This is a genomic window from Micromonospora sp. NPDC002389 (assembly GCF_040296095.1).
Lineage (GTDB): Bacteria > Actinomycetota > Actinomycetes > Mycobacteriales > Micromonosporaceae > Micromonospora.
The window spans coordinates 251,886-273,147 of the sequence record NZ_JBEOWP010000007.1; the positions used below are offsets into that span (position 1 = coordinate 251,886).

General features: G+C 71.0%; 20 protein-coding genes and 1 pseudogene. 3 read left to right on the forward strand and 18 right to left on the reverse strand.

The features are described from left to right. The 16 genes and pseudogenes from cofC to ABT008_RS16110 form a co-directional block, all read right to left on the reverse strand. Positions 1 to 699 (reverse strand): 2-phospho-L-lactate guanylyltransferase, encoded by a 699-nt coding sequence (gene cofC / locus ABT008_RS16035; RefSeq protein WP_350696988.1) that lies wholly within the window; start codon positions 697 to 699, stop codon positions 1 to 3. Next, a complete protein-coding gene (locus tag ABT008_RS16040) occupies positions 696 to 1,526 on the reverse strand; it encodes a nitrilase-related carbon-nitrogen hydrolase (protein ID WP_131053162.1) in 831 nt (276 codons plus the stop codon). Before ABT008_RS16040 ends, cofC begins: the two co-directional genes overlap by 4 nt. Then, positions 1,523 to 2,218, reverse strand: a complete 696-nt coding sequence (gene npdG / locus ABT008_RS16045; protein ID WP_350696989.1) for an NADPH-dependent F420 reductase — start codon at positions 2,216 to 2,218, stop codon at positions 1,523 to 1,525. Before npdG ends, ABT008_RS16040 begins: the two co-directional genes overlap by 4 nt. Before the next feature lie 4 nt (positions 2,219 to 2,222). Continuing rightward, complete coding sequence (locus tag ABT008_RS16050) at positions 2,223 to 3,230, reverse strand: LLM class flavin-dependent oxidoreductase (RefSeq protein WP_350696990.1); 1,008 nt, start codon at positions 3,228 to 3,230, stop codon at positions 2,223 to 2,225. Positions 3,231 to 3,272: 42 nt separating this feature from the next. Next, the gene (gene hydA, locus ABT008_RS16055) at positions 3,273 to 4,688 is read right to left on the reverse strand and encodes a dihydropyrimidinase (RefSeq protein ID WP_350696991.1); all 1,416 of its coding nucleotides are present in this window, start codon (positions 4,686 to 4,688) and stop codon (positions 3,273 to 3,275) included. A gap of 47 nt (positions 4,689 to 4,735) precedes the next feature. Further along, on the reverse strand, positions 4,736 to 6,097 hold the full coding sequence (locus tag ABT008_RS16060) for an aminotransferase class III-fold pyridoxal phosphate-dependent enzyme (protein WP_350696992.1): 1,362 nt from the start codon (positions 6,095 to 6,097) through the stop codon (positions 4,736 to 4,738). Positions 6,098 to 6,127: 30 nt separating this feature from the next. Continuing rightward, positions 6,128 to 6,691 carry an amino acid synthesis family protein gene (locus ABT008_RS16065; RefSeq protein ID WP_199489138.1) on the reverse strand — a complete coding sequence of 188 codons (564 nt, stop codon included), beginning with the start codon at positions 6,689 to 6,691 and terminating at the stop codon, positions 6,128 to 6,130. Positions 6,692 to 6,797: 106 nt separating this feature from the next. Beyond that, entirely contained in the window at positions 6,798 to 7,691 is an 894-nt protein-coding gene (locus ABT008_RS16070) for a nitrilase family protein (protein WP_350696993.1), read from the reverse strand. Beyond that, positions 7,685 to 9,169 carry an NAD-dependent succinate-semialdehyde dehydrogenase gene (locus ABT008_RS16075; RefSeq protein WP_350696994.1) on the reverse strand — a complete coding sequence of 495 codons (1,485 nt, stop codon included), beginning with the start codon at positions 9,167 to 9,169 and terminating at the stop codon, positions 7,685 to 7,687. The genes ABT008_RS16070 and ABT008_RS16075 overlap by 7 nt, the downstream gene beginning before the upstream one ends. Positions 9,170 to 9,220: 51 nt before the next feature. Continuing rightward, positions 9,221 to 10,012 carry an IclR family transcriptional regulator gene (locus tag ABT008_RS16080; protein WP_161594958.1) on the reverse strand — a complete coding sequence of 264 codons (792 nt, stop codon included), beginning with the start codon at positions 10,010 to 10,012 and terminating at the stop codon, positions 9,221 to 9,223. A 112-nt stretch (positions 10,013 to 10,124) separates the two neighbouring features. Then, positions 10,125 to 11,288 carry an ABC transporter substrate-binding protein gene (locus ABT008_RS16085; protein ID WP_350696995.1) on the reverse strand — a complete coding sequence of 388 codons (1,164 nt, stop codon included), beginning with the start codon at positions 11,286 to 11,288 and terminating at the stop codon, positions 10,125 to 10,127. Between the two features lie 33 nt (positions 11,289 to 11,321). After that, positions 11,322 to 12,143 carry an ABC transporter permease gene (locus ABT008_RS16090; RefSeq protein ID WP_350696996.1) on the reverse strand — a complete coding sequence of 274 codons (822 nt, stop codon included), beginning with the start codon at positions 12,141 to 12,143 and terminating at the stop codon, positions 11,322 to 11,324. Further along, complete coding sequence (locus tag ABT008_RS16095; RefSeq protein WP_350696997.1) at positions 12,140 to 12,931, reverse strand: ABC transporter ATP-binding protein; 792 nt, start codon at positions 12,929 to 12,931, stop codon at positions 12,140 to 12,142. Before ABT008_RS16095 ends, ABT008_RS16090 begins: the two co-directional genes overlap by 4 nt. Before the next feature lie 38 nt (positions 12,932 to 12,969). After that, the gene (locus tag ABT008_RS16100) at positions 12,970 to 13,926 is read right to left on the reverse strand and encodes an ABC transporter permease (RefSeq protein ID WP_350696998.1); all 957 of its coding nucleotides are present in this window, start codon (positions 13,924 to 13,926) and stop codon (positions 12,970 to 12,972) included. A gap of 365 nt (positions 13,927 to 14,291) precedes the next feature. Continuing rightward, entirely contained in the window at positions 14,292 to 15,206 is a 915-nt protein-coding gene (locus tag ABT008_RS16105) for an ECF transporter S component (protein WP_350696999.1), read from the reverse strand. After that, a pseudogene (locus ABT008_RS16110) lies at positions 15,206 to 16,144 on the reverse strand (ATP-binding cassette domain-containing protein); the annotation flags it as partial. The pseudogene ABT008_RS16110 and the gene ABT008_RS16105, both read right to left, overlap by 1 nt. A gap of 102 nt (positions 16,145 to 16,246) precedes the next feature. Here ABT008_RS16110 and ABT008_RS16115 point away from each other — a divergent pair. Both ABT008_RS16115 and ABT008_RS16120 read left to right on the forward strand, forming a co-directional pair. Then, positions 16,247 to 16,786 (forward strand): DUF4240 domain-containing protein, encoded by a 540-nt coding sequence (locus ABT008_RS16115; RefSeq protein ID WP_350697000.1) that lies wholly within the window; start codon positions 16,247 to 16,249, stop codon positions 16,784 to 16,786. A 375-nt stretch (positions 16,787 to 17,161) separates the two neighbouring features. Next, on the forward strand, positions 17,162 to 18,469 hold the full coding sequence (locus ABT008_RS16120) for a hypothetical protein (protein WP_350697001.1): 1,308 nt from the start codon (positions 17,162 to 17,164) through the stop codon (positions 18,467 to 18,469). Positions 18,470 to 18,566: 97 nt separating this feature from the next. Here ABT008_RS16120 and ABT008_RS16125 read toward each other — a convergent pair whose 3' ends face one another. Both ABT008_RS16125 and ABT008_RS16130 read right to left on the reverse strand, forming a co-directional pair. Then, positions 18,567 to 19,328: a Crp/Fnr family transcriptional regulator gene (locus ABT008_RS16125; protein ID WP_350697002.1), complete on the reverse strand. Its 762-nt coding sequence runs from the start codon at positions 19,326 to 19,328 to the stop codon at positions 18,567 to 18,569. Between the two features lie 345 nt (positions 19,329 to 19,673). After that, on the reverse strand, positions 19,674 to 20,588 hold the full coding sequence (locus ABT008_RS16130) for a CDP-diacylglycerol diphosphatase (RefSeq protein ID WP_350697003.1): 915 nt from the start codon (positions 20,586 to 20,588) through the stop codon (positions 19,674 to 19,676). 244 nt (positions 20,589 to 20,832) lie between these two features. Here ABT008_RS16130 and sodN point away from each other — a divergent pair, with 244 nt between their 5' ends. Beyond that, on the forward strand, positions 20,833 to 21,237 hold the full coding sequence (gene sodN / locus ABT008_RS16135) for a superoxide dismutase, Ni (protein ID WP_350697004.1): 405 nt from the start codon (positions 20,833 to 20,835) through the stop codon (positions 21,235 to 21,237). Positions 21,238 to 21,262: the final 25 nt, after the last annotated feature.

Here is a 21,262-nt window from a genome sequence, read left to right on the forward strand (position 1 = left end):
TCAGGCCGGATGCCGGACGGCGTGCGGGTAGGCCGGGCGAACGGGCCGGGTGACGCGAGGCGGACCGACGGACGGCGGTGTCGCGGCCCACGCGCGGGTGTTGGCCCCGAGGTGACCGGCCCGCAGGTCCAGCAGGTGGGCCACGGTGTCCACGTCCCGGCGCAGCCCTGGGGCGAGCACCGGCAGGTCGTGATAGCCGTCGGCGAGGAAGCGGCGGCGCGAGCCGGGCCCGAGGTAGGGACGGAAGTCGGCGGCCTCGGTCAGCGCCAGCAGGGTGGTGCCGGTGCCGTCGGCGTCCGGGACGACGGCCCGTGGGTACGGTCCGGCCGCCGCCAGCGCCGCGTCGAACTCCGCCGGTCGGGCGGCGGCGAGGTCGGCCATCACCACGGCCAGACGCGCGTCGCCGTACGCCTCGCCGGCGAGCCGCAGCGCCGCGTCGACCTCCCGGTTCAGATCGGGCGGGCCGATCCGGCCGGCGACCACGGCGCCGCAGGCCAACGCCGTGGCGGTGACCTCCGGGTCGGTGCTGGCGACGACCACGGCGCGGACCCGCCGGGCCCGGGTCAGCCCACCGACCACGTCGGTCAGCATCGCCCGGGCCAGCGCGGCACGGTCGGCGGCGGCCAGCCCCACACACCTGGTCTTGGCCGCCGCGAAGGACTTGGCGGGTACGACCACCACCCACGGACCCGGGGTCACGTCTCCGGCTCCATCCGGGTCAACCGGCCGTACAGCTCGGGCCGGCGGTCGCGCAGGAACGGGCGGCGACGACGGGACAGGTCCACCAGGTCCAGGTCCACCTCGGCGACGGCGATGTCGTCGCGGTCGTCGGCGGCCTGGGCGAGTACGTCGCCGTTGGGGCCGTAGACCGCGCTGAGCCCGAAGTACTCCTTGGTGCCCTCGGTGCCGACCCGGTTCGCGCAGATGACGAAGAGCCCGTTGAACACGGCGTGGGCGCGCAGCTCCAACTGGAACACCTCGCGCATCGGCGCGCTCGCCGAGGCGACCGGTACGCAGAGCACCGACCCGCCGCGCAGGGCCACCACGCGGCTCAGTTCGGGGAAGTGCCGCTCGTAGCAGATGATGGTGCCGACCCCGGTCTCCCCGGTCTGCACCACGTCGGGCTCGGTGCCGCCCGGCTGGAAGTAGAACTTCTCCGGGAAGCCGTTGGAGAACGGCAGGTGCGACTTGCGGTACACCGACTTGAGTTCACCGTCGACGTAGGTGCAGGCGGTGTTGTGATAGACGCCGGGGACCTGGCCCGCCTCGAAGATCGACGAGACGACCGTCATCCGGTGCCGCTTCGACCGCTCGGCCGCCATCCGGTTCGACGGACCGTCGAGGCCCTCGGCGTACCGGAAGTAGTCCAGGTCGGGTTCGGGCTGGACGAACGGCACCGCGAACAGTTCCGGCAGCAGCAGGATGCGGGTGCCCTGGTCGGCGGCGGCGTCGATCAGGTCGGCGGCACGGCCGATCGTCTCGGTCCGGTCGTCGGTGGCGCGGAGTTGCAGGGCGGCGAGTTTCACGCGGGGACCTTTCCGACCGCCGGGGCGAGGCCGGTCAGAGCCAGCCCCGAACGGGTCTTGTACCGCTTGTTGACGCTGATCAGGACTGCGGTCAGGGGTTCCAGTTGGCGGGCCAGCCGCAACCGGCCGGCGTCGAGGGCACGGCCACCGGTCACGTCGACGGCGAGGGCCATCACGCGCTCCTTGGCGGCGACGTCGTCCCCGCAGACCAGGACGTCCTCGTGGCTCAGGTCGGCGTCCGGGTCGAGCAGGAGGGGGGCGGCCAAATGGTGGAACGCGCCGACCACGGTGGCCGAGGGGACCAGCGCGGCGGCCTCCTCGGCGGCGCTGCCGGCCAGCACGGCGACGCCGTACGGGCCGTGGCGGTCGAAGCCGAGCGGGTTGACGCAGCTCACCACCAGCGTGTCGGCGAGCGCCGGGGCCAGTCCGGTGACCAGGTCGGCGTGCCCGTCGTACGGCACGGCGAGCAGGACGACGTCGGCGTCGGTCGCCGCCGCCAGGTTCGTCGCGCCGGTGACGCGGGCGGCGCCGACCTGACGGGACAGCTCCTCGGCGGCGGCCTCGGCGCGTCCGGCGTCGCGGGAGCCGAGGACGACCCGGTGTCCGGCGCGGGCCAGGCGGTAGCCCAGCCCACGGCCCTGCGGGCCGGTGCCGCCGACCACGGCGACGCGGCAGGTGGGGTGGGTGCTCACCGGGTCACGCCTTCGCGGCCTGGGCGAGCCGGGTGAGGGTCTGCTCCTTGTCACCGAGCGTGGAGATGATCGGGCAGCGCACGCCCGCCTCCTGGTACGCCTGGAGCTTCTGGAAGGCGTCGTCGGTGGTGCCGCAGGCGGTGACGTTCTGCACCAGGCTGTTCGGGACCAGGTGCATCGCCCGCTTGATGTCCTCCGGGGTGGCGGGCCAGCCGGCGATCTCCTGCAACCGGTCGACGAGTTCCCGCTCCACGCCGCAGTGCTCCGCGATGTGCGGCTGCTGGCACAGATAGAGGGTGAGGAACGCCTTGCAGGCGTCGATGGCCTCCTGCGGGTCGTCGTCGTTGACGCTGCACGAGACGATCTGGGTCAGGTCGATGGCGTCGCGGCCGTCGGTCCGCTTGGCCAGGCCACGGTCGATCGCCTGCCGGGCACCCACCATGTACGACGGCGGCAGCAGGAAGTCCATGTGCACGCCGTCGCTGATCTCCCCGGCGAGTTCGAGCATCCGGGGACCGACCGCGCCGATGTAGATCGGGATGTCGACCGGCTTGTTCTCCCGGTACATGCTGTCGAAGCGCACGTCCTGCATCTGCACGAACTCGCCGTCGAAGTTGACGACCTCGTTGCGGAAGAACGCCTGGAGCACGCCGATGTACTCGCGCATCGACTTGAGCGGCTTGGACAGCGGCTGGCCGACCTTGGTCGCCAGCGGCTCCCACCAGGCGCCGATGCCCAGGATGGCCCGGCCCGGCGCGACCTCGTCCAGCGTCTTGAAGGTGACCGCCATCAGGGCCGCGTTGCGGCTCTTGTTGTTGACCACACCGGTGCCGATCTTCACGTTCCGCGTCTTGCTCGCGATGATCGCCGCCGGGACGATGCCGTCGCGGGCGAGTCGTCCCTCGGCGACCCAGACGGACTCGAACCCGTTCTGGTCGGCGAACTCGGCCTGCCAGTAGGTCTGTTCCAGGCTGAGTCGCTCACCGACGTGGATACCCAGGGGAAGTGTCATCTGTCCAGCTCCGCTCGTACGTGGTGCAGGGGATTCGGTGGGTCAGAGGAGACGCGGCGCGTCGCGGGTCAGGAAGGCGCCCCGGCCCGGGGTGTCGATCCGCAGGCCGTCCGGGCCGACCAGGTGCTCGCCCCGGGAGAAGACGTGCACGGGTCGACCGGTCACGCGCATGCCCTCGTAGATGTTGTAGTCGGTGCGCGTGTGCGAGCCCGCCGCCGTGATCACGTGGTCGGCGGACGGGTCCCAGACCACCAGGTCGGCGTCCGCCCCGACCGCGACGATGCCCTTGCGGGGGAACAGGCCGAACAGCTTGGCCGGTCGGGCGGCGACCAGGTCCACGAAGCGGCACGGGTCGATCACCCCGCTCACCACGCCGGACTGCCAGAGGACCATCAGCCGGTCCTCGACGCCGGGGACGCCGTTGGGCACCTTCGGGAAGTAACCGGGGCTGCGCAGCTTCTGCGGCGGCAGGTCCTCGGGTTGGTGCAGGCAGAAGCCGGCGTGGTCGGTGGCGACGGTGGACAGGGCGCCGGTGGCGAGCATCCGCCACAGGCCGTCCTGGTTGCTGCGTTCCCGGATCGGCGGGGAGCAGACGTATGCGGCGGCCCGCTCCCCCAGGTCGGCGTAGTCCTCGTAGGCCACCACGAGGTACTGCGGGCAGGTCTCGCCGTAGACCCGTGACCCGGCGGCCCGGGCCCGGCTGATCTCGTCGGCCGCCTCCGCGCTGGAGACGTGCACCACGTACAGCGGTGTGCCGATGCTCTCGGCGAGCACGACGGCACGGTGCACCGCCTCGGCCTCCGAGTCGTGCCCGTGCGCCCGCATGTGGAAGTTCTCGGCGGTCCGGCCGCTGTCCACCAGACGCCGCACCTCGCGGGCCACCATGTGCCCGTTCTCGGCGTGCACCATCGGCAGCACGTCGAGGTCGCGGGCCAGTTCGAAGCCGTCGAGCAGCTCGTCGTCGTCGACCATCTGGCCCGGGTAGGCCATGAAGAACTTCCAGCTCGTCGCGCCCTCGCCGACCAGCCGGCGCAGGTCGTCGAGGACGTCCGGCTGGGCGGCGCGGGGCGGGACGATGGCGTGCAGGCCGACGTCCACGACGGCCTTGGCCGCCGCCGTGTCCCGCCGCCGCAGGTACGTGTCGTACAGCGTCCGGTCGGGTTCCTTCTTGACGAAGTCGATGACCGTGGTGGTGCCGCCGCACGCCGCCGAGACCGTGCCGCTGTGGAAGTCGTCGGCGGTGTGGGTGCTGAAGCCGTCGACCGGGTACTCCAGGTGGGTGTGCGCGTCGATGCCACCGGGCATGACCAGCTTGCCCGTCGCGTCCACCACGTGGTCGGCGGTCCAGTCCGTCCCGGTGCCGAGGGCGACGATCCGGCCGTCGCGTACCAGCACGTCGGCGCGGACCGCGGCGTCGGCGTTGACGACCGTGCCGTTGGTGATCAGCGTCGTCGGCATCGTGCCTCTCCTCTCCCCGGCGGGTCCGTCACCCGCCGGGCCGTCGCTCAGTTCTGGTAGTGCTCGTCGGCGAGGTCGAGCACCTCGTCCAGGACGCCGAGCGCCAGGTCGATCTCCTCGGCGTTGATGACCAGGGGCGGGGTCAGCCGCAGCACGTTGAAGTTGGCAGTCAGGTAGACGCCCCGCTGCATCGCGGCCTTGAGCAGCCGGCCGACGGGTGCGGCGGCCGGTCCCTTGGCGTTGAACGGCACGAGCGGTTCCCGGGTGTCGCGGTCGCGGACCAGCTCCACGCCGTAGAACAGCCCCCGGCCCCGGATCTCGCCGATGCTCGGGTGGCGCTCCGCCAGCGTGGCCAGACCGGCACCGAGCCGCTCCCCCATCGCCCGCGCGTTCTCCACCACGCCCTCGTCCTGCATGATCCGCAGGGACGCCACGCCGGAGGCGCAGGCGAGCGGGTGCCCGGCGTACGTCAGGCCGCCCCAGAACATGTTGTCGCGCAGCCACTCGGAGATCCGGGTGGAGACCGTCATCGCGCCGAGCGGCACGTACCCGGAGTTCAGCCCCTTGGCGGTGGTGAGGATGTCCGGCACCACGTCCCAGTGGTCGCAGGCGAACCACTCGCCGGTACGCCCGAACCCGGCCATCACCTCGTCGAAGATGAGCAGGATGCCGTACCGGTCGCAGACCTCCCGCAGCGAGCGCAGGTAGCCGTCCGGCGGGTAGAGCAGCCCGTTCGTGCCGGTGACCGGCTCGACGATCACGGCGGCGACGGTCTCCGGGTTCTCGTACCGGAGGATCTCCTCCAGGTGCGGGCCGCCGGAGCAGACCGGGCACGGGTCGGGGTGCCCGGCCGGGCAGCGGTAGGTGTACGGGTCGAGCATCCGCACCACACCGCTCATCCCCGGCTCGGCCGCCCAGCGACGCGGGTCGCCGGTCAGCGACATCGCGCCCGCCGTGGCGCCGTGGTACGAGCGGTACCGCGCGATGACCTTCTGTCGGCCGGTGACGTGCCGGGCCAGCCGGACGGCGTTCTCGTTGGCCGCCGCGCCGCCGGTGGTGAAGAAGCTCATCTTGAGGTCACCGGGGGTGATGCCGGCCATCATCTCGGCCAGTTCCGCCCGGGACCGTTCGGCGAAGCCGGGTCCGATGTAGCAGAGCTGCTCGGCCTGGGCGCGGATCGCCTCGACCAGTCGGGGGTGCTGGTGGCCCAGGTTCAGGTTGACCAGTTGGGACTGGAAGTCGAGGTACCGGCGGCCGTCGTAGTCCCAGAACCACGAACCGGATCCGCCGGCCACGGGGATGGGGTCGAGCTTGCCCTGCACCGACCAGGAGTGGATGACGTACTCCTTGTCGATCTCCTTGAGCCGCTCGCTGGTCCAGGTGGTGGTGTCGGTGTCGGTGATGGTCATCGGCTGGCTCCGTCCCGTCGCGCGCTCAGGTCAGTTGCTCTTGAGCTCGGCGCCGAAGGCGGCGAGGCGGGCCAGCGGACGTCCGGTGTTCGACGCGGCGCAGACCACGAGGATCTCCCGGGGCCGGGGCACGTCGGCCACCTGGAGGGTCACCGTCTGGTGGTGCGAACGGGTCTTGGAGTCCAGCTTGTGCTTGAGCGGGATGTCGATCGGGCTGCCGGGCACGCCGACCTTCTCGGCGGCGGGCAGCAGTTCGGTGCCGCCGGCCGCGGTGCGGAACACGTTGCCGAAGCGCAGGTTGTGGATCAGCGCCGAGCCGTGCTCGACCTCACCGTCGATGCCGACGAGCGCGGCCTTGCCGAACGCCTCGACCTCGGCGCCGAGCAGTTCCACGCAGGCGGGGCCGACCAGTTCGCCGATCTCCTGACCGATCTCGTCGGCGAGGGTGACCAGGTCCTGCACGTACTCGCTGGGGTAGGGATTCTCGATGACCACGCCGGCGAAGGCGACCCGGTGCACCGGCTGCACCGCTCTGCCGTTCTCCAGCCGCGTCTCTTCGAGGTGACGGATCAGCTTGCGAACCCGGATGCTCACGATCACTCCTTAGTGGTTCATTGGATGAACCATTGGTTCATATCCTGGCGTTGCAGAGGGTGCGAGTCAATAGCCCTCAGGGACGTATCCGGCTATCCGGCGAGGTTCACCTGTCGCCGTCCACGCAGGTCAGCGCGGTGACGGCAGCACCGCCGGCACGGTCGACGTCGCCGGTCACATAGAGATCGGTCCGCCGGTCGGCCAGCGGTTGGTTGAACGGGTTGTGCCACCGTTGCGCCCGCGTACCGATCAGGTCCACCTCGGCCAGCACGAGTTCCTCGCGGTCGCCGCTGGCCGGGCCGGCGATCGGCCAGCCGTCCGGTCCGACCAGGACGGACCGGCCGACGAAGGGTTGACCGTTCTCCACCCCGATCCGGCTGATCCCGGCGACGTAGCACTGGTTGGAGTGCGCCCCGGTCATGCACATCAGGTTCGCCATCGCGGGCGCCGCCGTCGGCTGCCCCGGCACCGGCACCCAGTTCGACGGCAGCACCACCAGGTCGGCGCCCTGCAACGCGGCGCTGCGGAACGTCTCGGGGAACCAGGCGTCGTAACAGATCCCGATGCCGATGCGGCCCAGTGGCGTGTCGTAGACCGGGAAGCCGTCGGCGTTGCGGTCGTAGATCTCCTTCTCGTCGTTCCACAGGTGGGCCTTGCGGAACGTGCCGAGGTGGCCGCTCGGACCGAGCAGCACCGCCGAGTTGAAGACCGCGTCGCCGTCGCGCTCGGTCACCCCGCCGACGATCCAGACGTCCAGCTCGGCGGCGAGCCGCGCCCACGCGGTGACCGTCGGCCCGTCCGGCACCGGCTGGGCGTACCGGGCCGCTTCCGCCCGGTCGGCGAAGACGTACCCCGCCGAGGCCGCCTCGGGCAGCACCACGAGTCGGGCCCCCCGGTCGGCCGCCGCCCGGATCCAGGCGGAGGTGCCGGCGATGTTCGCCGCGACGTCGCCGAAGACCGGCGCCATCTGCACCCCGGCCAACAGGAAGCGGGTCACCATGGCGCCCGGACCGCCGCGTACTTGACGAACAGGTACTCGTCGATGCCGACCGCCCCGCCCTCGCGGCCCGTCCCGGACTGCTTGACACCGCCGAAGGGGGCCGCCGGGTTGGAGATGACGCCCTGGTTGAGCCCCACCATCCCGCTCTCCAGCCGCTCGGTCACCCGCAGCCCACGGCCCAGGTTCTCGGTGAAGACGTACGCGGCCAGGCCGTACTCGGAGTCGTTGGCCAGGCCGACCGCCTCGTCCTCGTCGTCGAAGACCACCACCGGGGCGACCGGGCCGAAGATCTCCTCGCGGACGCACCGGGCGCCCTCCGGCACGCCGGAGAGCACGGTCGGCGCGAAGAAGTGCCCGGCTCCCTCGACCGGCCCGCCACCGGTGACGACCGCCGCACCCGCCTGTGTGGCGTCGGCGACCAGCTCGGCGACCGAGGTCACCGCGACGCCGTCGATCAGCGGCCCCACGTCGGTCGACGGGTCCAGCCCGTGCCCGACGCGCAGCCCGCCCAGCCGCTCGGCGAGCGCCTCGACGAAGTGCGGCGCCACGGAGCGGTGCACGTAGAACCGGTTCGCGGCGGTGCACGCCTCACCGACGTTGCGCATCTTGGCCTGGACCGCCCCCTCGACGGCCAGGTCGAGGTCGGCGTCGCCGAAGACCAGGAACGGCGCGTTCCCGCCCAGCTCCATCGAGGTACGCAGCACCCGCTCGGCGGACTGGGCCAGCAGGGTCCGGCCGACCGGGGTCGAACCGGTGAACGACAGCTTGCGCAGTCGCTCGTCGGTGAGCAGGGCCGAGGTGACCCGGCCGGACTGCGAGGTGGTGATCACGTTGACCACGCCCCGGGGCAGGCCCGCCTCCTCCAGGATCCGCACCAACGCCAACATGGACAACGGCGTCTGCTTGGCCGGCTTGACCACGACGGTGCACCCGGCTGCCAGGGCGGGACCGATCTTGCGGGTGCCCATCGCCATCGGGAAGTTCCACGGGGTCACCAGCAGGCAGGGGCCGACCGGTTGGCGCATCACCACGACCCGCGAGTTGCCGCCCGGCGCCGGCAGGTAGCCGCCGTCGATGCGGACCGCCTCCTCGGCGAACCAGCGCAGGAACTCGGCGGCGTAACTCACCTCGGCCTGGGACTCGGCGAACGCCTTGCCCATCTCCAGGGTCATCATCCGGGCCAGGTCGTCGCGGCGCTCGATGATCAGGTCGAACGCCCGGCGCAACACCTCGCCCCGTTCCCGGGGCGGGGTCGCGGCCCACCCGGCCTGGGCCCGGGCGGCGGCGGCCAACGCGTCCCGCCCGTCCTCGACCGAGGCGTCCGCCACCTCGGCGATGGTGGTGCCGGTCGCCGGGTCCTCCACGGGCAGGACGGCACCGTCCCGACCCGCGCGCCACTCGCCGTCGACGTACAGCCCCTTGGGGGTCTTGTCGACCACCGTCAGCGCCGCCGCCAACACCTCGGCTGGTACGGCCATTGTCTCCTCCTTCACCGCACGCGTGGACGAGCCGTGCGGTCGGCGGGTGCCCTAGCGTCTGGCGAAGGCACTCGGAATGTCGATGTCTGCGTTACTGAGCAGGTCGGTGAGCTGCCGGGCGGCCTTGATCACCGACTCCGCCATGGTGTCGATGCGCTCGCGGGTGATCCGGTAGGTGGGCCCACCGATCCAGACCGCGTACGGCGTGTTGCCGCGCAGCCGCACCGGCGCGGCGACCGACGCCGCCCCGACCTCAAGTTCGTCGTACGCGAAGGCGAACCCGCGCTCCCGGACCGCGTCCAGCGAGGCCACGAAGGACTCCAGGTCGCCCACCTCCGGCGGGGCGTGCTCGGCGAACTCCTCGGTGAAGTCCTCCCACACCGACTCCGCGCTCAGCGCCGCCAGCAGCACCTTGCCGGTGGAGGTGGCCCAGACCGGCTGGGTACGGGGTACCGGCTTGAGCGTCTGCCCGATCAGCGACGGACCCGGCACCTGCGCCACGACCATCACCTGCGGCGGCAGCAGCACGTCGAAGCCGGCGGTCTCCCGGGTCTCCTCGGCGAGGTTGCGCAGCACCTCCCGCATGTGGCCGTAGGCGCCACCACCGTCGAGCAGTCCGCCCACGATGGAGAGCAGACCGAGGGACACCCGGTAGCGACGGGTGATCGGATCCAGGGTGAGCCAGCTCTCCCGCTCCAGCACGGTGAGCACCCGGTAGCAGGTGGCCTTCGGGATACCCGCCTCGCGGGCGACCTCGCTGAGCCCGACACCTTCCGGGTGCGCCGCCACCGCCCGCAGGAGCCAGATCGTGCGTCGCACCAGGCCCGCCTCACTGGGCGCCATCGCTACCTCCATCAATCGCCGTCAGCCGTGAGATACGGCCACATCTTGGCAGAAGCCATCGGCTGCGGCCGGGTGCCGAACGGTGGGAGCCGCCCGGCACCCGGCCGCTCGCCTACCTGCCGCCTTCCGTGATCGTCACGGTCTCCGGTGTGTAGGAGTTCCCGTTGGCGTCGAAGCCGTCGGCGCCGAGTTCCTCGTTGGCACGCTTGGACAGGTCGGTGCGGAACGCGTCGGAGTCCGGCACACCCTTGAGCACCCCGCCGCCCATCGCGATCTTGATGGTCTGGTCCCAGGCCGCCTGGTCCATCATCCCGACGCCGTTGGCGGCCGGCCAGATCAGCTTGTTGATCTCGTTGAGCATCCAGGTCTGGTGTCCCTTGCCCAGCGCGCTGCCGGCGTTGAGCACGATGTCCACACAGTCGTCCAGCTCGTCGCGGCAGAAGCCCCAGCCCCGGTAGGAGGCCTTGAGGAACTTCACCGCCGTGTCCTGGTTGGCCTGCTCGTTGAGCCAGTCACCCCGGGCGTAGACGCCGTCCTCGAGGCTGGTGTAGCCGGCGTCCTGGAGGTTGATCACGGAGAAGTCCGACGGCTGGTACAGCTCGCCGGTGTCCGGGTTCTTGGTCTCCAGCAACTGGGCGTACTCGTTGTAGGTCTTGGCCTGGGCGGCGTCGACCTCCTTGCGCAGCAGCAGCGACATGTCGAACGGCTGCTGGATGATCTCGGCGTCCTTGGTCGGGTCGACACCGGCGTCCTTCATCGCGGCGAACAGCACGAGTTCGTTGCCGTAGCCCCAGCTCCCGACCTTCTTGCCCTTGAGGTCGGTCAGCTCCTTGATGCCGGAGTCGGCCCAGGCGACCTGGAGGTACGCGCCGCGCTGGAACACCTGGCCGATGTTGACCAGGTCCGCGCCCTGCTCCCGGGTGACCATCGTCTTGGTGACGTGGCTGACCGCGAACTCGGCGTTGCCGGCGGAGAGCACCTGCTGGGGGACGATGTTGACGCCACCCTCCTGGATGGTGACGTCGAGGCACTCCTCGGCGTAGTACCCCTTCTCCTTCGCCGCGTAGTAGCCGGCGAACTGGGCCTGGGCGACCCACTGGAGCACCACCCGGACCTTGGTGGTCGACTCGCAGTTCTTGGCGGCCTCGGCCGCGGACTCGCTCGGGCCGTCGGACATGCCTCCGCAGGCCGAGGCGGCGAGCAGGACGGCGGTGAGGGTGGCGGCGATCGTGATCGGGCGGTTCCTCCGCGAGGTCCGCCGTAGGTGCAGGGCCATATCTGACTCCAACAGTTCGTGGGGGATCCGGGCTTAGGAGTCGCTGTCGTGCAGGGACTCGTGCCAGGGCATCAGGAGGCGTTCCAAGAGGGACGTGGCACCGAACAGCAGCAGACCGAGGGCACTGGCCACGGCGATCCCGGCCCAGGCGTACTCGAAGCGGGGCAGGGCCGCCTGGTAGGCGATGTACACCCCGAGCGCGTTGCTCGGTCCACCGAAGTACTCGGTCACGATCACGCCGATCACGGCGAGCGTGCTGCCGAGTTTGAGCGCGTTGAACAGGTACGGCAACGCGTTGGGCAGCCGCAGCATGAGCGCCACCTGTCGAGGCTGTGCCGCGAGCGACTGCATGATCTCCAGGTGCAGGGGTGAGACCTGGAGGAGTCCCCTGGTGGTGTTGACCAGGACCGGGAAGAAGACCATCACCGCGGCCACGCCCGCCTTGGACATCGGGTTGGTGACCCCGAACCAGTTGTTGAAGATGGGCGCGAGAGCCACGATCGGGGCGCAGTTGATGATGACGGCGGCGGTCAGGACCGGGCCGGACACGCCCGGGAAGCGGCTGAGCGCCAGGGCCACCGAGACCCCGGCGACCGCGCCGAGGAGCAGGCCGAGGAGCACCGCCCGCACGGTGATCACCGAGGCCGACATGATGGTGCCGAACTCGGAGCGGAACGCGGACGAGATCTCCACCGGCGCCGGCACGATGAACGACGGGACGTCGAAGATCGTGACGACCAGTTGCCACGAGCCGAGGATCACCACGGCGGTGAGCACGACCGGCAGGAACCGGCCGACGGCCGTCCGGACCCCGGCGGCGGACGGGGCGGTCCGGGTGAGGGGCGTGGCGCTCATCGGGCCGCCTGCTCGGCCGGGACGCCGTGCAGCGCCGCGCGCACCTCGGTGACCTTGGCGAAGAACGCGTCGGTGGTCCGGGTCGCCGCGGTGCGCGGGTACGGCAGGTCGACGTCGATGCTGGCGGCGATGCGACCGGGACGGGCGGACATCACGACGATCCGCGAGGAGAGGAAGACCGCCTCGGAGATGCTGTGCGTGACGAAGACGACGGTGGTCCGGGTGTCCGACCAGATCCGGAGCAACTCGCCCTGCAGGCGTTCGCGGTTCATCTCGTCGAGCGCGCCCAGCGGCTCGTCCATGAACAGGATCTCCGGGTCCGCCGACAACGCGCGGGCGATCGCCACCCGCTGCTGCATGCCGCCGGAGAGCTGCCAGGGGAAGTGGCGGGAGAAGTCGGAGAGCCGGACCAGGTCCAGCATCTCGTGGGCCTTGGCCCGCCGCGTCGCCTTGTCCACGCCCGCCACCTGCAACGGCAGCTCGACGTTGCGCTGCACGGTCCGCCACTCGAAGAGGCCGGCCTGCTGGAAGACCATGCCGTAGTCCCGGTCCAACCGGGACGCCGCCGGCGTCTTGCCGTTGAGCGACACCGTGCCGTCGGTCGGCTCGGTGAGATCGGCCAGGATCCGCAGCAGGGTGCTCTTGCCGCAGCCGCTGGGCCCCAGCAGGGACACGAACTCGCCCCGCTCGATCGACAGGTCGATGTCCTCAAGCGCCGTCACCGTACGGTCTCCGCCGGTGAACTGCTTGGTGACTCCTCGCACGGAAATGATCGCGGCCTCAGACATCAGCTTCTCTCCAGGAGTTGTGGAGGCGGAAGGGGTGGTCACCGGGTCTGCCGGTTCCGGAGCGCCACGCGCTCGATGAGTGCCAGGGACTGCACGAAGACGATGCCGGCCGCCGCCGCGACCAGGACGGCCGCGTACAACTTCTCCGGGCCGTTGGAGTAGTAGTAGGCGAAGGTGAGGATGGCCCGGCCGATGCCGCGCCCGGTGCCGGCGGAGAGCTCGCCGACGATCGCGCCCACCACGCTCGCGGTCGCCGCGAGGCGCAGGCCGGCGAAGACGAAGGGCAGCGCCGCGGGCATCCGCAGCCATCCGAGTACCTGCCAGCGGCCGGCACCGACGCTGCGCATGAACTCCAACTGGACCTTCGGCGGCGACTTGAGTCCCCGCAGGGTGTTGATGGTGACCGGGAAGAAGGCGAGGTAGGCGGCGATGCCGGTGACCGCCACCCAGGGCGGTGCGCCGGCCTTGCCGCCCCAGATCACGATCATCGGGGCGATGGCCACCAGCGGGACCGTCTGCGACGCCACGAGCCAGGGCATCAGCCCCTTGCTCAGCGGCACCACGTTCAGGAAGAGGACGGCGAGCAGCAGGCCGAGCGACGCGCCGGCCACCAGGCCGTAGAACGCCTCGCGCAACGTCACGCTGGTCTCGCCGAGCAGATAGACGCCGAGCGTGGTCGGGTCGCCGCGTCGGGCCGGTTCGACGAGTGCGCCGAGGATCGTCCAGACGTGCGGCATCGACAGGTCGTCGGTGGCGACGGGGAAGGCGATCCGGGTGCCGGGCACGACGTCGCCGACGGCCCGGCCCAACGCCTTGTAGCCCTCCCAGAGGCCAGCGAGCGCCGCCACCACCAGGACGGCTCCGGCCGCGTTGCGACCGCTCCTGCTCGCGGCGGCCAGTCGGGCGTTTCGGCGGCGTGGTGTCGGCGGGTCCACCTGACCGGCGGGTCCGCCCTGGGCGGCCACCGCGGCGGTGGTCGTTCTTGTCACGGTCATGCAGGCACTCTCCGAATCCCTCGGAAGCGTCGTCTGGCGTGTGGGGATCCGCCGGCTTGCCCGCCCGGATCGGATCACTCAGTGAACTGGTGGTTCACCATAGGAGCGTGAGCGAGGCCACGTCAACGGTTCGGAGCCGCCCTCAGATCACGATTTACGACCTTGTAACCCGCGCTCACCTGCGGATACCCCGATCCGGGCAGACGTCCACCACCTGCCGCCACGCAGAGCGACGCCGCAGGCACCACGCGTGCCGGCGGTCGTCGTCACCCGCACGGCGACGAGGCGTCAGGACGGTGCGGACGCCGGGCCGGAAGTCCCGGAACGCGTCCGGGCAGACCCGCACACCGTCCGGACACACCCGCTCATCGTTCGGGTGGCGGCCCGTCCCCGATTCGTCCCGGCGGGGCGGTCGGCACCGCGTCGGGACCTGCGACCTGCGCGCCGGTGGGTGCACCCGACCCCGGGCCCACCGGCGAAGCGGCGGGCGCGGCGAAGGTCACCGGGGCGTCGAACGCGGCCCGGCGGGCGGCCCGGCGCAGCGCGGCCAGCACGGCCGGTCCGACCAGGACGATGGCGACGGCGGTGGTGACCGCCCGGCCGGTGTCCCAGCCGAAGGTGGAGGTGACAGCGGTGAAGACCGCGAAGCGGTGCAGGTTCTCCAGCACCGGCGCACCGGCGACGTACGAGAGCTGGGTGTCCGCGCCGACGCTAAACGGCCAGAACCAGAGGTTCATCAGCAGCCCGTACGCGTAGGCGGCGACCGCGCCGTACCCGGCCAGCACGGCGATCTCGGCCCGGCCCCGCAACCGGGACGGCAGCAGACCCGCGCCCAGCCCCAGCCAGGCGGCGGCCAGCATCTGGAACGGCAGCCAGGGTCCGACCCCGGCGGTGAGCAGCGCGGAGGCGAACAGCGAGATGGCGCCCAGCAGGAAGCCGAACCCGGGCCCGAACACCCGACCGGCCAGCACCAACAGGAAGAACACCGTCTCGATCCCGGCGGTGCCGGCGCCCAGCGGGCGTAACGCGGCGTTGACGGCGGCCAGCACGCCGAGCATCGCCAGCGCCTTGCTGTCGATGCCACCCGAGCTGAGTTCGGCCAGGACGAGGGCGAGCAGGACCGGCAGGACGACGATGAAGACCAGCGGCGCCTCGGTGGTCCGCGCCGTCGTCTCCGGCTGGGCGGGCACGAAGAACGGCCAGGTGAAGGTGGCGAACGCGGCAACCGAGGCGAGGACCAGGATGACGGCCGTACGCGGGGCGACCCGCAACACGCTCATCACGCCACCTCGGCGCGGGCCAGTGCCGAGGTGACCTGGTCCACCGTCAGCCAGGGCTGCGGGGCCAGGACCTTGGCGACCTGGGGCGCGAACGCCGGTGAGGCGAGCATGACCTCGGCGGCGGTGCCGTCGGCGACGATCTCGCCCTGCGCCATCACCACCACCCGGTCGGCGAGGGTGGCGACGAGTTCGACGTCGTGGGTGGCGACCACGACCGCCCGACCCTGCGCGGCCAGTCGCCGGACCACGGTGGCGAACTGCCGCTTGGCCCGGTAGTCCAGTCCCCGGGTGGGCTCGTCGAGCAGGACCACCGGCGGGGCGGCGGTGAGCTGGACCGCGAGCGCGAGGGCCAGCCGCTGCCCCTCCGACAGGTCCCGTGGGTGCCGGTCGTCCGGCAGCCCGGGGGTGAGGTGGTCCAGCAACTCCCGGCAGGTCCCCTCGGGCACCTCGGACTCCCGGTCGGCCTGGGCGCACTCGGCGGCCACCGTCTCCAGATAGAGCAGATCGCCGGGGGTCTGCGGGACCAGTCCGACCCGGCGGCGGGCCCGCGCGGCGGACAGCGCCTTCGGATCGGTGTCGCCGTCCGGGCCGGGCACGGTCACCGTGCCGCCCTGGCGTGGGCCGCTGCCCTGCACCGCCCAGAGCAGGCTCGACTTCCCGGAGCCGTTGCGGCCCATCAGCGCGACGACCTGTCCCGGGTGCAGGTCGAGGTCGACGCCGCGCACCGCCACCGTGCCCGGATACCGCACCACCACACCCCGCGCGGTCAGCGCCGGTACGCCCTCCGGTGCCGGTGCCGCCGGTGGGGGCGACGCGTCGGCCAGCCGCTGCCGGAGGTGGCCCGCACGACGCCGGGCGTCGCGGACGGAGAGCGGCAGGGGTGTCCAGCCGGCGACGCGGCCCAACTCGATCAGCGGCGGGGCCAGCTCGATACCGGCGGCCAGTCTGTCGGCCCCCACCGTCGCTGTCAATGTGCGACGGATCGCACGCCGTGCGTCACGGCCGCTCTCGTTGTCGGTGCTCGGGGCTATCGTCCGGCCATGACGAACAGTGATCTTGAGGTGCCCCCGACGCTGCCGACGGCCGAGGAGGAGGACCGCTTCTGGGCGCTGGTGGAGCAGGCGTGGGCCGCACTGGGGCCGGAGCCGGCCGCCCTGCGTCGCGCCCTGGTCGGCCGCGATCCCGCGCACGACGACGGGTACGCCATGGACCGGTGGCTCGACCCGTTCGTCACCGAACTGCGCCGACTCGCCGCCGACCTGCCCCGCACCGAGCTGGTCGCCCTCGACCGGGTCGTGGAGCGCAAGCTGTACGACATCGACCGCGCCGACATCCACGAGATCACCGACGGTTCCGACGACGGCTTCCTGTACGCCCGTGGATACATCGTGGCGCTGGGCCGGGAGTTCTATGAGGCGGTCAAGGCGAATCCGGTGACGGCGGTGCCCGACGCGGGCTGCGAGGGCTTCTGCTACCTCTTCTCCCACCTGCATCACGAGCGGTTCGGCGACTGGCCGGACACCGGCTCGGGGATCAGCCGGGAGTCGTGCATGAATCCGGCCGGCTGGGCCGACGCGTAGCTTGCGGGTCGACACGGCCAGGACGCCACCGGACCGGCGTCGCTTGTGAAGCATGTTCGGTTCGACTCGCTCAATGCCACACACACGCTATCGGCGTATGCACATAAGTGAGCAGACGATCACTCCCGCGACCGGCACCGTAGTGCTGCCCGATGTCGCGAGGGAGGTGATTTTCATGAAGAAGCTCACGGTTCGCCGGCTGGAGTCGGTGAAGACCAGCGCTGTCGCCGCTGCGTGTGTCGTCTCCTGACGGTGACACACCTGAAGGCCGGCACCCGGACGGCAACTCCGGGTGCCGGCCTTCAACGACCCGGATGAGATGAGCGAAAAGGACGACTGACCATGGCCGGCTACCCACCAGACACACTTGTCCGTGTGCGCCCGTTCGACCACCGAGCGGAGGGCGACACCGTCATCATCGGCGACGTCGAGCGACAGGTGTTCCTGTCGATCCCCGCCGAAGGGCTGGATCTGCTCCACTCGCTGGCCGCCGGCAACTCGGTGGGCGAGGCGGTCCGCCAGTACGAACAGAAGTATTCCGAGACGCCCGACATCACCGACTTCCTGGACGCGCTGGGCGACGAGGGTTTCGTCGAGGTCGACGGCGAGGCAGCCGCGCCCGGCCCGGCCCCGGCCCCCGCCCCGGCCACGGCGTCGCGGCCCCGGCGCAGTTGGAGCCTGAACTGGCTCAGCCCGACGGTGGCCCGCCGCATGGTCAGCCTCCCCGTGCTGCTGCTCTGCGTCCTGATCATCGCGGGTGGCGTGTACCTCGCCGCCGACGACCCCGACCTGCTGCCGACGCCCGGCGAGACGCTGCTGTTCCCGATCCACTTCGCGGCGCTGACCTGGGCGACGTTCATCCTCACCCTGGTCGGGGTCGCGATCCACGAGGCCGCGCACATGGTCGCGGCGCGGGCGGCGGGCGTACCGTCGCGGCTCGTCATCGGCAACCAGATGTACATCCTGGTGGTCCAGACCGACATGAGCACGATCTGGATGGCGCCGAAGCGGCAACGCTTCGTCGCGTTCATCGCCGGAACCCTGGTGGACGGCGTGCTCGCCTCGGCCTTCGTCTTCGCCCTCTGGGCGGGCCGGCAGGGCTACCTGCAACTGCCGGAGTGGGGCGCGCTGCTGCTCACGGCGCTGCTGTTCACGTACCTGGTCCGGATCATCTGGCAGACGTTCCTGTTCCTGCGGACCGACGGCTACTACATCGTCGCCACCGCCCTGGGATGCCGGAACCTGATGTCCGACACCGAGGACTACCTGCGCAACCTGGTGGCGCGGATGGTGCGGCGCACGCCCCGGGTGGACCAGTCCGGGCTGCCCCGGCGGGAGATGCGGGTTGTCCGCTGGTACGCCCTGGCGTGGATCGGCGGACGCCTGATGGCTCTGCTCACCCTGATCTTCGTCGGGATCCCGCTGCTGTGGGGCTTCATCTACCAGTTCCTGCTCTTCGTCTCCGGCCAGGACTCCATGATGGGTTCGCTGGACTTCGTCACCATCGCGGTGATCAGCTTCCTGCTCGACGGCGGTGGGCTGCTGCTCTGGGGCCGCAGCCTCTACCAGAGTGCGCGGGAGCGGCGTCGCCGGCACGCCGTCCGGTCGGCCCGGGCGCAGGCCCGCGCGGCCACCCCGAGCACCGCGACGCCGACGGTCGTGGAGTCGAGCGGCCGACAGTGACCACGCCCGCCCTCCGACTCCCCCCTGCGGCCGATCGTGGTCGCGGGTGGGGGTCGGAGGCGTACGGGGTGCCGGCCGGCGGATCGGTGTGCGGTGCTCACGCGACGGCGTCGGGGCGGCGCAGCGGGCCCAGGCCCATCCGCTCCATCAGGTAGTCGACGATCGCACTCGGGTCGGCGTGGATGGCGCCACAGGGCGACCTCCGGATCATCCCGCGATCGGTGAAGCGTTGCAGGAACAGCCCGACCCGGGAGCGGGTCGTGCCGATCATCGCGGCGTAGTCCTCGTGGCGCAGCTTGAGGCCGATCCGGATGCTCCGGCCGGACGCGGTGCCGAACCCCTGCGCCAGGTCGAGCAGTCGCATCGCCAGACGCGCCTCGCAGTCGGATGTGGTGTGTTGTAACAGCAGCGAGCGGTGCCGGCGTGCTTTCAACATCTGGCTGCGCAACCACACGTCGCAGATGTTCGCCTCGTCGAGCAGGTCCCGCATGACGACGTTCTCGAGCACGATCAGATTCGTGTCGACCACGGCGGCGGGAATGTACTGGTTCGGCATTCCGGGAAGCGAGTCCTCGCCGAAGTACTCGTTCTTCGACAACATGTCGATAATGGTCCGGCGACCGGTCGGAGAATAGTGCTCCAGGAATATCGCGCCACTGTCGATGAAATAGACACGACCGTCCGCGCCGTCCGTCTGCAACAGCTCGCCGGCCGCGAGCGCGACCCGCCGGGCCGTCACGGGGTGCGCATAGAGAGCGGATCGCACGCCTTTCATCAGGCGGAGCGTCAGCTCGGATCCGCGCGGCACGAGCATGTCGTCCAGGACACTCGTGGCGGTCCGCGTGCTGGCCAGGGTCATCTCCGTTCACCGTCCCGATGTCTCGTCAGCGCGGTGGGTGCCCAGGGATCGCGCCGGATCATCAATGATCTTGACGCCCGTTCCTGATACGCTAGCGAGTCGCCCGGCCGCCCGTCAGTCGCGCGTTTTACCGGCACCGGCGGACCGAACGGTTCCTCAGGTATGGCCACCCGGCCAGGATGGGTCCGGTTCGACACGGGAGTCAACCCGTGAAATGACCGCTCGTACCGCATATTGCCCACCACGCGAGGGCGTCCCGCACGACGTGGCAGGCCACCCGGACTGGTGTAGCATGTCGGGTCCAGGACCCACTGAACACGACACATGCGTACCCGGCTGGTCCAGTCAGGCGTACGCGAGGAGGAAGTCGACGGTGCCGGTGCCACCGGGCTGACCCGGCGGCACGGTCAGCCCCGGCTCGCTGTTCAGGACGTAGAAGCCGCCGTTGCCGATCAGGCGTGGGGTCACCGCCATCGCCTGGGCCGCCATGCTCGCCCCGGTCGGTCGCACCACGCTGTCGAGCAGGAGCCGGAAGAGATCGTCGTTGAGGTTGGCGACGTGCAGGACCCGATAGGAGCGCGGGGCGGGGGCGCCGGTGCTGGTCAGTCCCCAGATCGGCACGATCTGGTCGCGCCACCGGGCCGGGTTGTTGGTGATCGACGCGTCGTGGTTCTGCAGTTGGGTCTGGATGCCCGAGTGGATCCCGGCCAGGTGGATGTGGAGTTGGTCCTGCTGCCGGATCATCGGGTCGGCCGAGTTGATGCCGAGCCCGACGTGCGGGTACACCACGTGTCCGGGCTGGCCCGGTTGCGCGTTGAGCCACGCGTCGAGCCAGTAGTTCGGGGCGGCGGCGGTGGTGATGAACGGGCACTCGATGCCGCTGACACGGCAGGTCGGGACGAGCAGGTAGTCGTGGTTGGACCCGGACCCGCCGTTGAGGACCACGTACGTCGCGGTGGTGCGCAGGCACTGCGGGAACGGCGGTCCGGGCTTCGCTCCGGTGCAGACCTGCACCCGGTCCCACAGGTCGTACCGGCCGCCGGTGTCGCTCGGGTAGCCGCACAACGCGGAGGGCGTGGGACAGGCAGCGGTGCCGGGAGTACCCGGGGTCGCCGGGGGTCCTTCCCCGTCGGCGGAGCCGCCGTCGGCCCGCGCCCGCCCGGTGGCGACAAGGCCCAGGAGACCCGTGGCGCCGACCGTTCCCGAGAGCCTGACGAACTGGCGCCTGCCCAGTTCCGTGCCGGTCCTGTCGTCGCCCATCATCAGCCTCCGGGTGCCCGCTCCGTGTGGACGCGTCAGTGTCTTTCTCGGGCCAGGGCGCCGGGAAGGACGATTCGGACGCGATGTCGACATTAGGGCGGAAGACCCGAAACCTCCTCGACGCGGGGGACCGGTCCCCTGATCGTGTCCGTCGCCTCGTGATCGTCGTCTCCGGCCGCCGCGTTGACCTGAAGTCCGGTTGAGGTTCTAGCGTTCGTGCCGAGGACACCAAGAAGGGCAAGCCATGCGACTGTCACGTCTGTTCACGCCACGCACGGTGGCGAGCGCCCACTGCGACCTGCCGTGCGGGGTCTACGACCCGGCCCAGGCCCGCATCGAGGCGGAGTCGATCAAGGCGATCTGTGAGAAGTACCAGGCGAGCGACGACCCGGAGTTCCGGACCCGTTCGCTGGTCATCAAGGAGCAACGGGCCGAGCTGGTCAAGCATCACCTGTGGGTGCTGTGGACCGACTACTTCAAGGCTCCGCACTTCGAGGCGTACCCGCATCTGCACCGGCTCTTCAACGAGGCGACCAAGCTGGCCGGGGCCGGCGGCGCGAAGGGGTCCGCGGACCCGGCCGTGGCCGAGCAGCTCCTGGCCCGGATCGAGGAGATCTCGACCATCTTCTGGGAGACCAAGAAGCAGTGACCGTGAGCCGGGCGGCACGTGCCGC

What these genes read in the sequence shown, in the direction of transcription:
- ABT008_RS16075 (WP_350696994.1), bottom strand. Translation starts at nt 9,169, where the DNA reads ATGGCCGTACCAGCCGAGGTGTTGGCGGCGGCGCTGACGGTGGTCGAC.
- ABT008_RS16115 (WP_350697000.1), top strand. Translation starts at nt 16,247, where the DNA reads ATGACGAACAGTGATCTTGAGGTGCCCCCGACGCTGCCGACGGCCGAG.
- ABT008_RS16105 (WP_350696999.1), bottom strand. Translation starts at nt 15,206, where the DNA reads ATGAGCGTGTTGCGGGTCGCCCCGCGTACGGCCGTCATCCTGGTCCTC.
- ABT008_RS16100 (WP_350696998.1), bottom strand. Translation starts at nt 13,926, where the DNA reads ATGACCGTGACAAGAACGACCACCGCCGCGGTGGCCGCCCAGGGCGGA.
- ABT008_RS16060 (WP_350696992.1), bottom strand. Translation starts at nt 6,097, where the DNA reads ATGACCATCACCGACACCGACACCACCACCTGGACCAGCGAGCGGCTC.
- ABT008_RS16090 (WP_350696996.1), bottom strand. Translation starts at nt 12,143, where the DNA reads ATGAGCGCCACGCCCCTCACCCGGACCGCCCCGTCCGCCGCCGGGGTC.
- ABT008_RS16080 (WP_161594958.1), bottom strand. Translation starts at nt 10,012, where the DNA reads ATGGCGCCCAGTGAGGCGGGCCTGGTGCGACGCACGATCTGGCTCCTG.
- ABT008_RS16085 (WP_350696995.1), bottom strand. Translation starts at nt 11,288, where the DNA reads ATGGCCCTGCACCTACGGCGGACCTCGCGGAGGAACCGCCCGATCACG.
- ABT008_RS16125 (WP_350697002.1), bottom strand. Translation starts at nt 19,328, where the DNA reads ATGACCCTGGCCAGCACGCGGACCGCCACGAGTGTCCTGGACGACATG.
- ABT008_RS16095 (WP_350696997.1), bottom strand. Translation starts at nt 12,931, where the DNA reads ATGTCTGAGGCCGCGATCATTTCCGTGCGAGGAGTCACCAAGCAGTTC.
- ABT008_RS16070 (WP_350696993.1), bottom strand. Translation starts at nt 7,691, where the DNA reads ATGGTGACCCGCTTCCTGTTGGCCGGGGTGCAGATGGCGCCGGTCTTC.
- sodN (WP_350697004.1), top strand. Translation starts at nt 20,833, where the DNA reads ATGCGACTGTCACGTCTGTTCACGCCACGCACGGTGGCGAGCGCCCAC.
- ABT008_RS16130 (WP_350697003.1), bottom strand. Translation starts at nt 20,588, where the DNA reads ATGGGCGACGACAGGACCGGCACGGAACTGGGCAGGCGCCAGTTCGTC.
- ABT008_RS16050 (WP_350696990.1), bottom strand. Translation starts at nt 3,230, where the DNA reads ATGACACTTCCCCTGGGTATCCACGTCGGTGAGCGACTCAGCCTGGAA.
- hydA (WP_350696991.1), bottom strand. Translation starts at nt 4,688, where the DNA reads ATGCCGACGACGCTGATCACCAACGGCACGGTCGTCAACGCCGACGCC.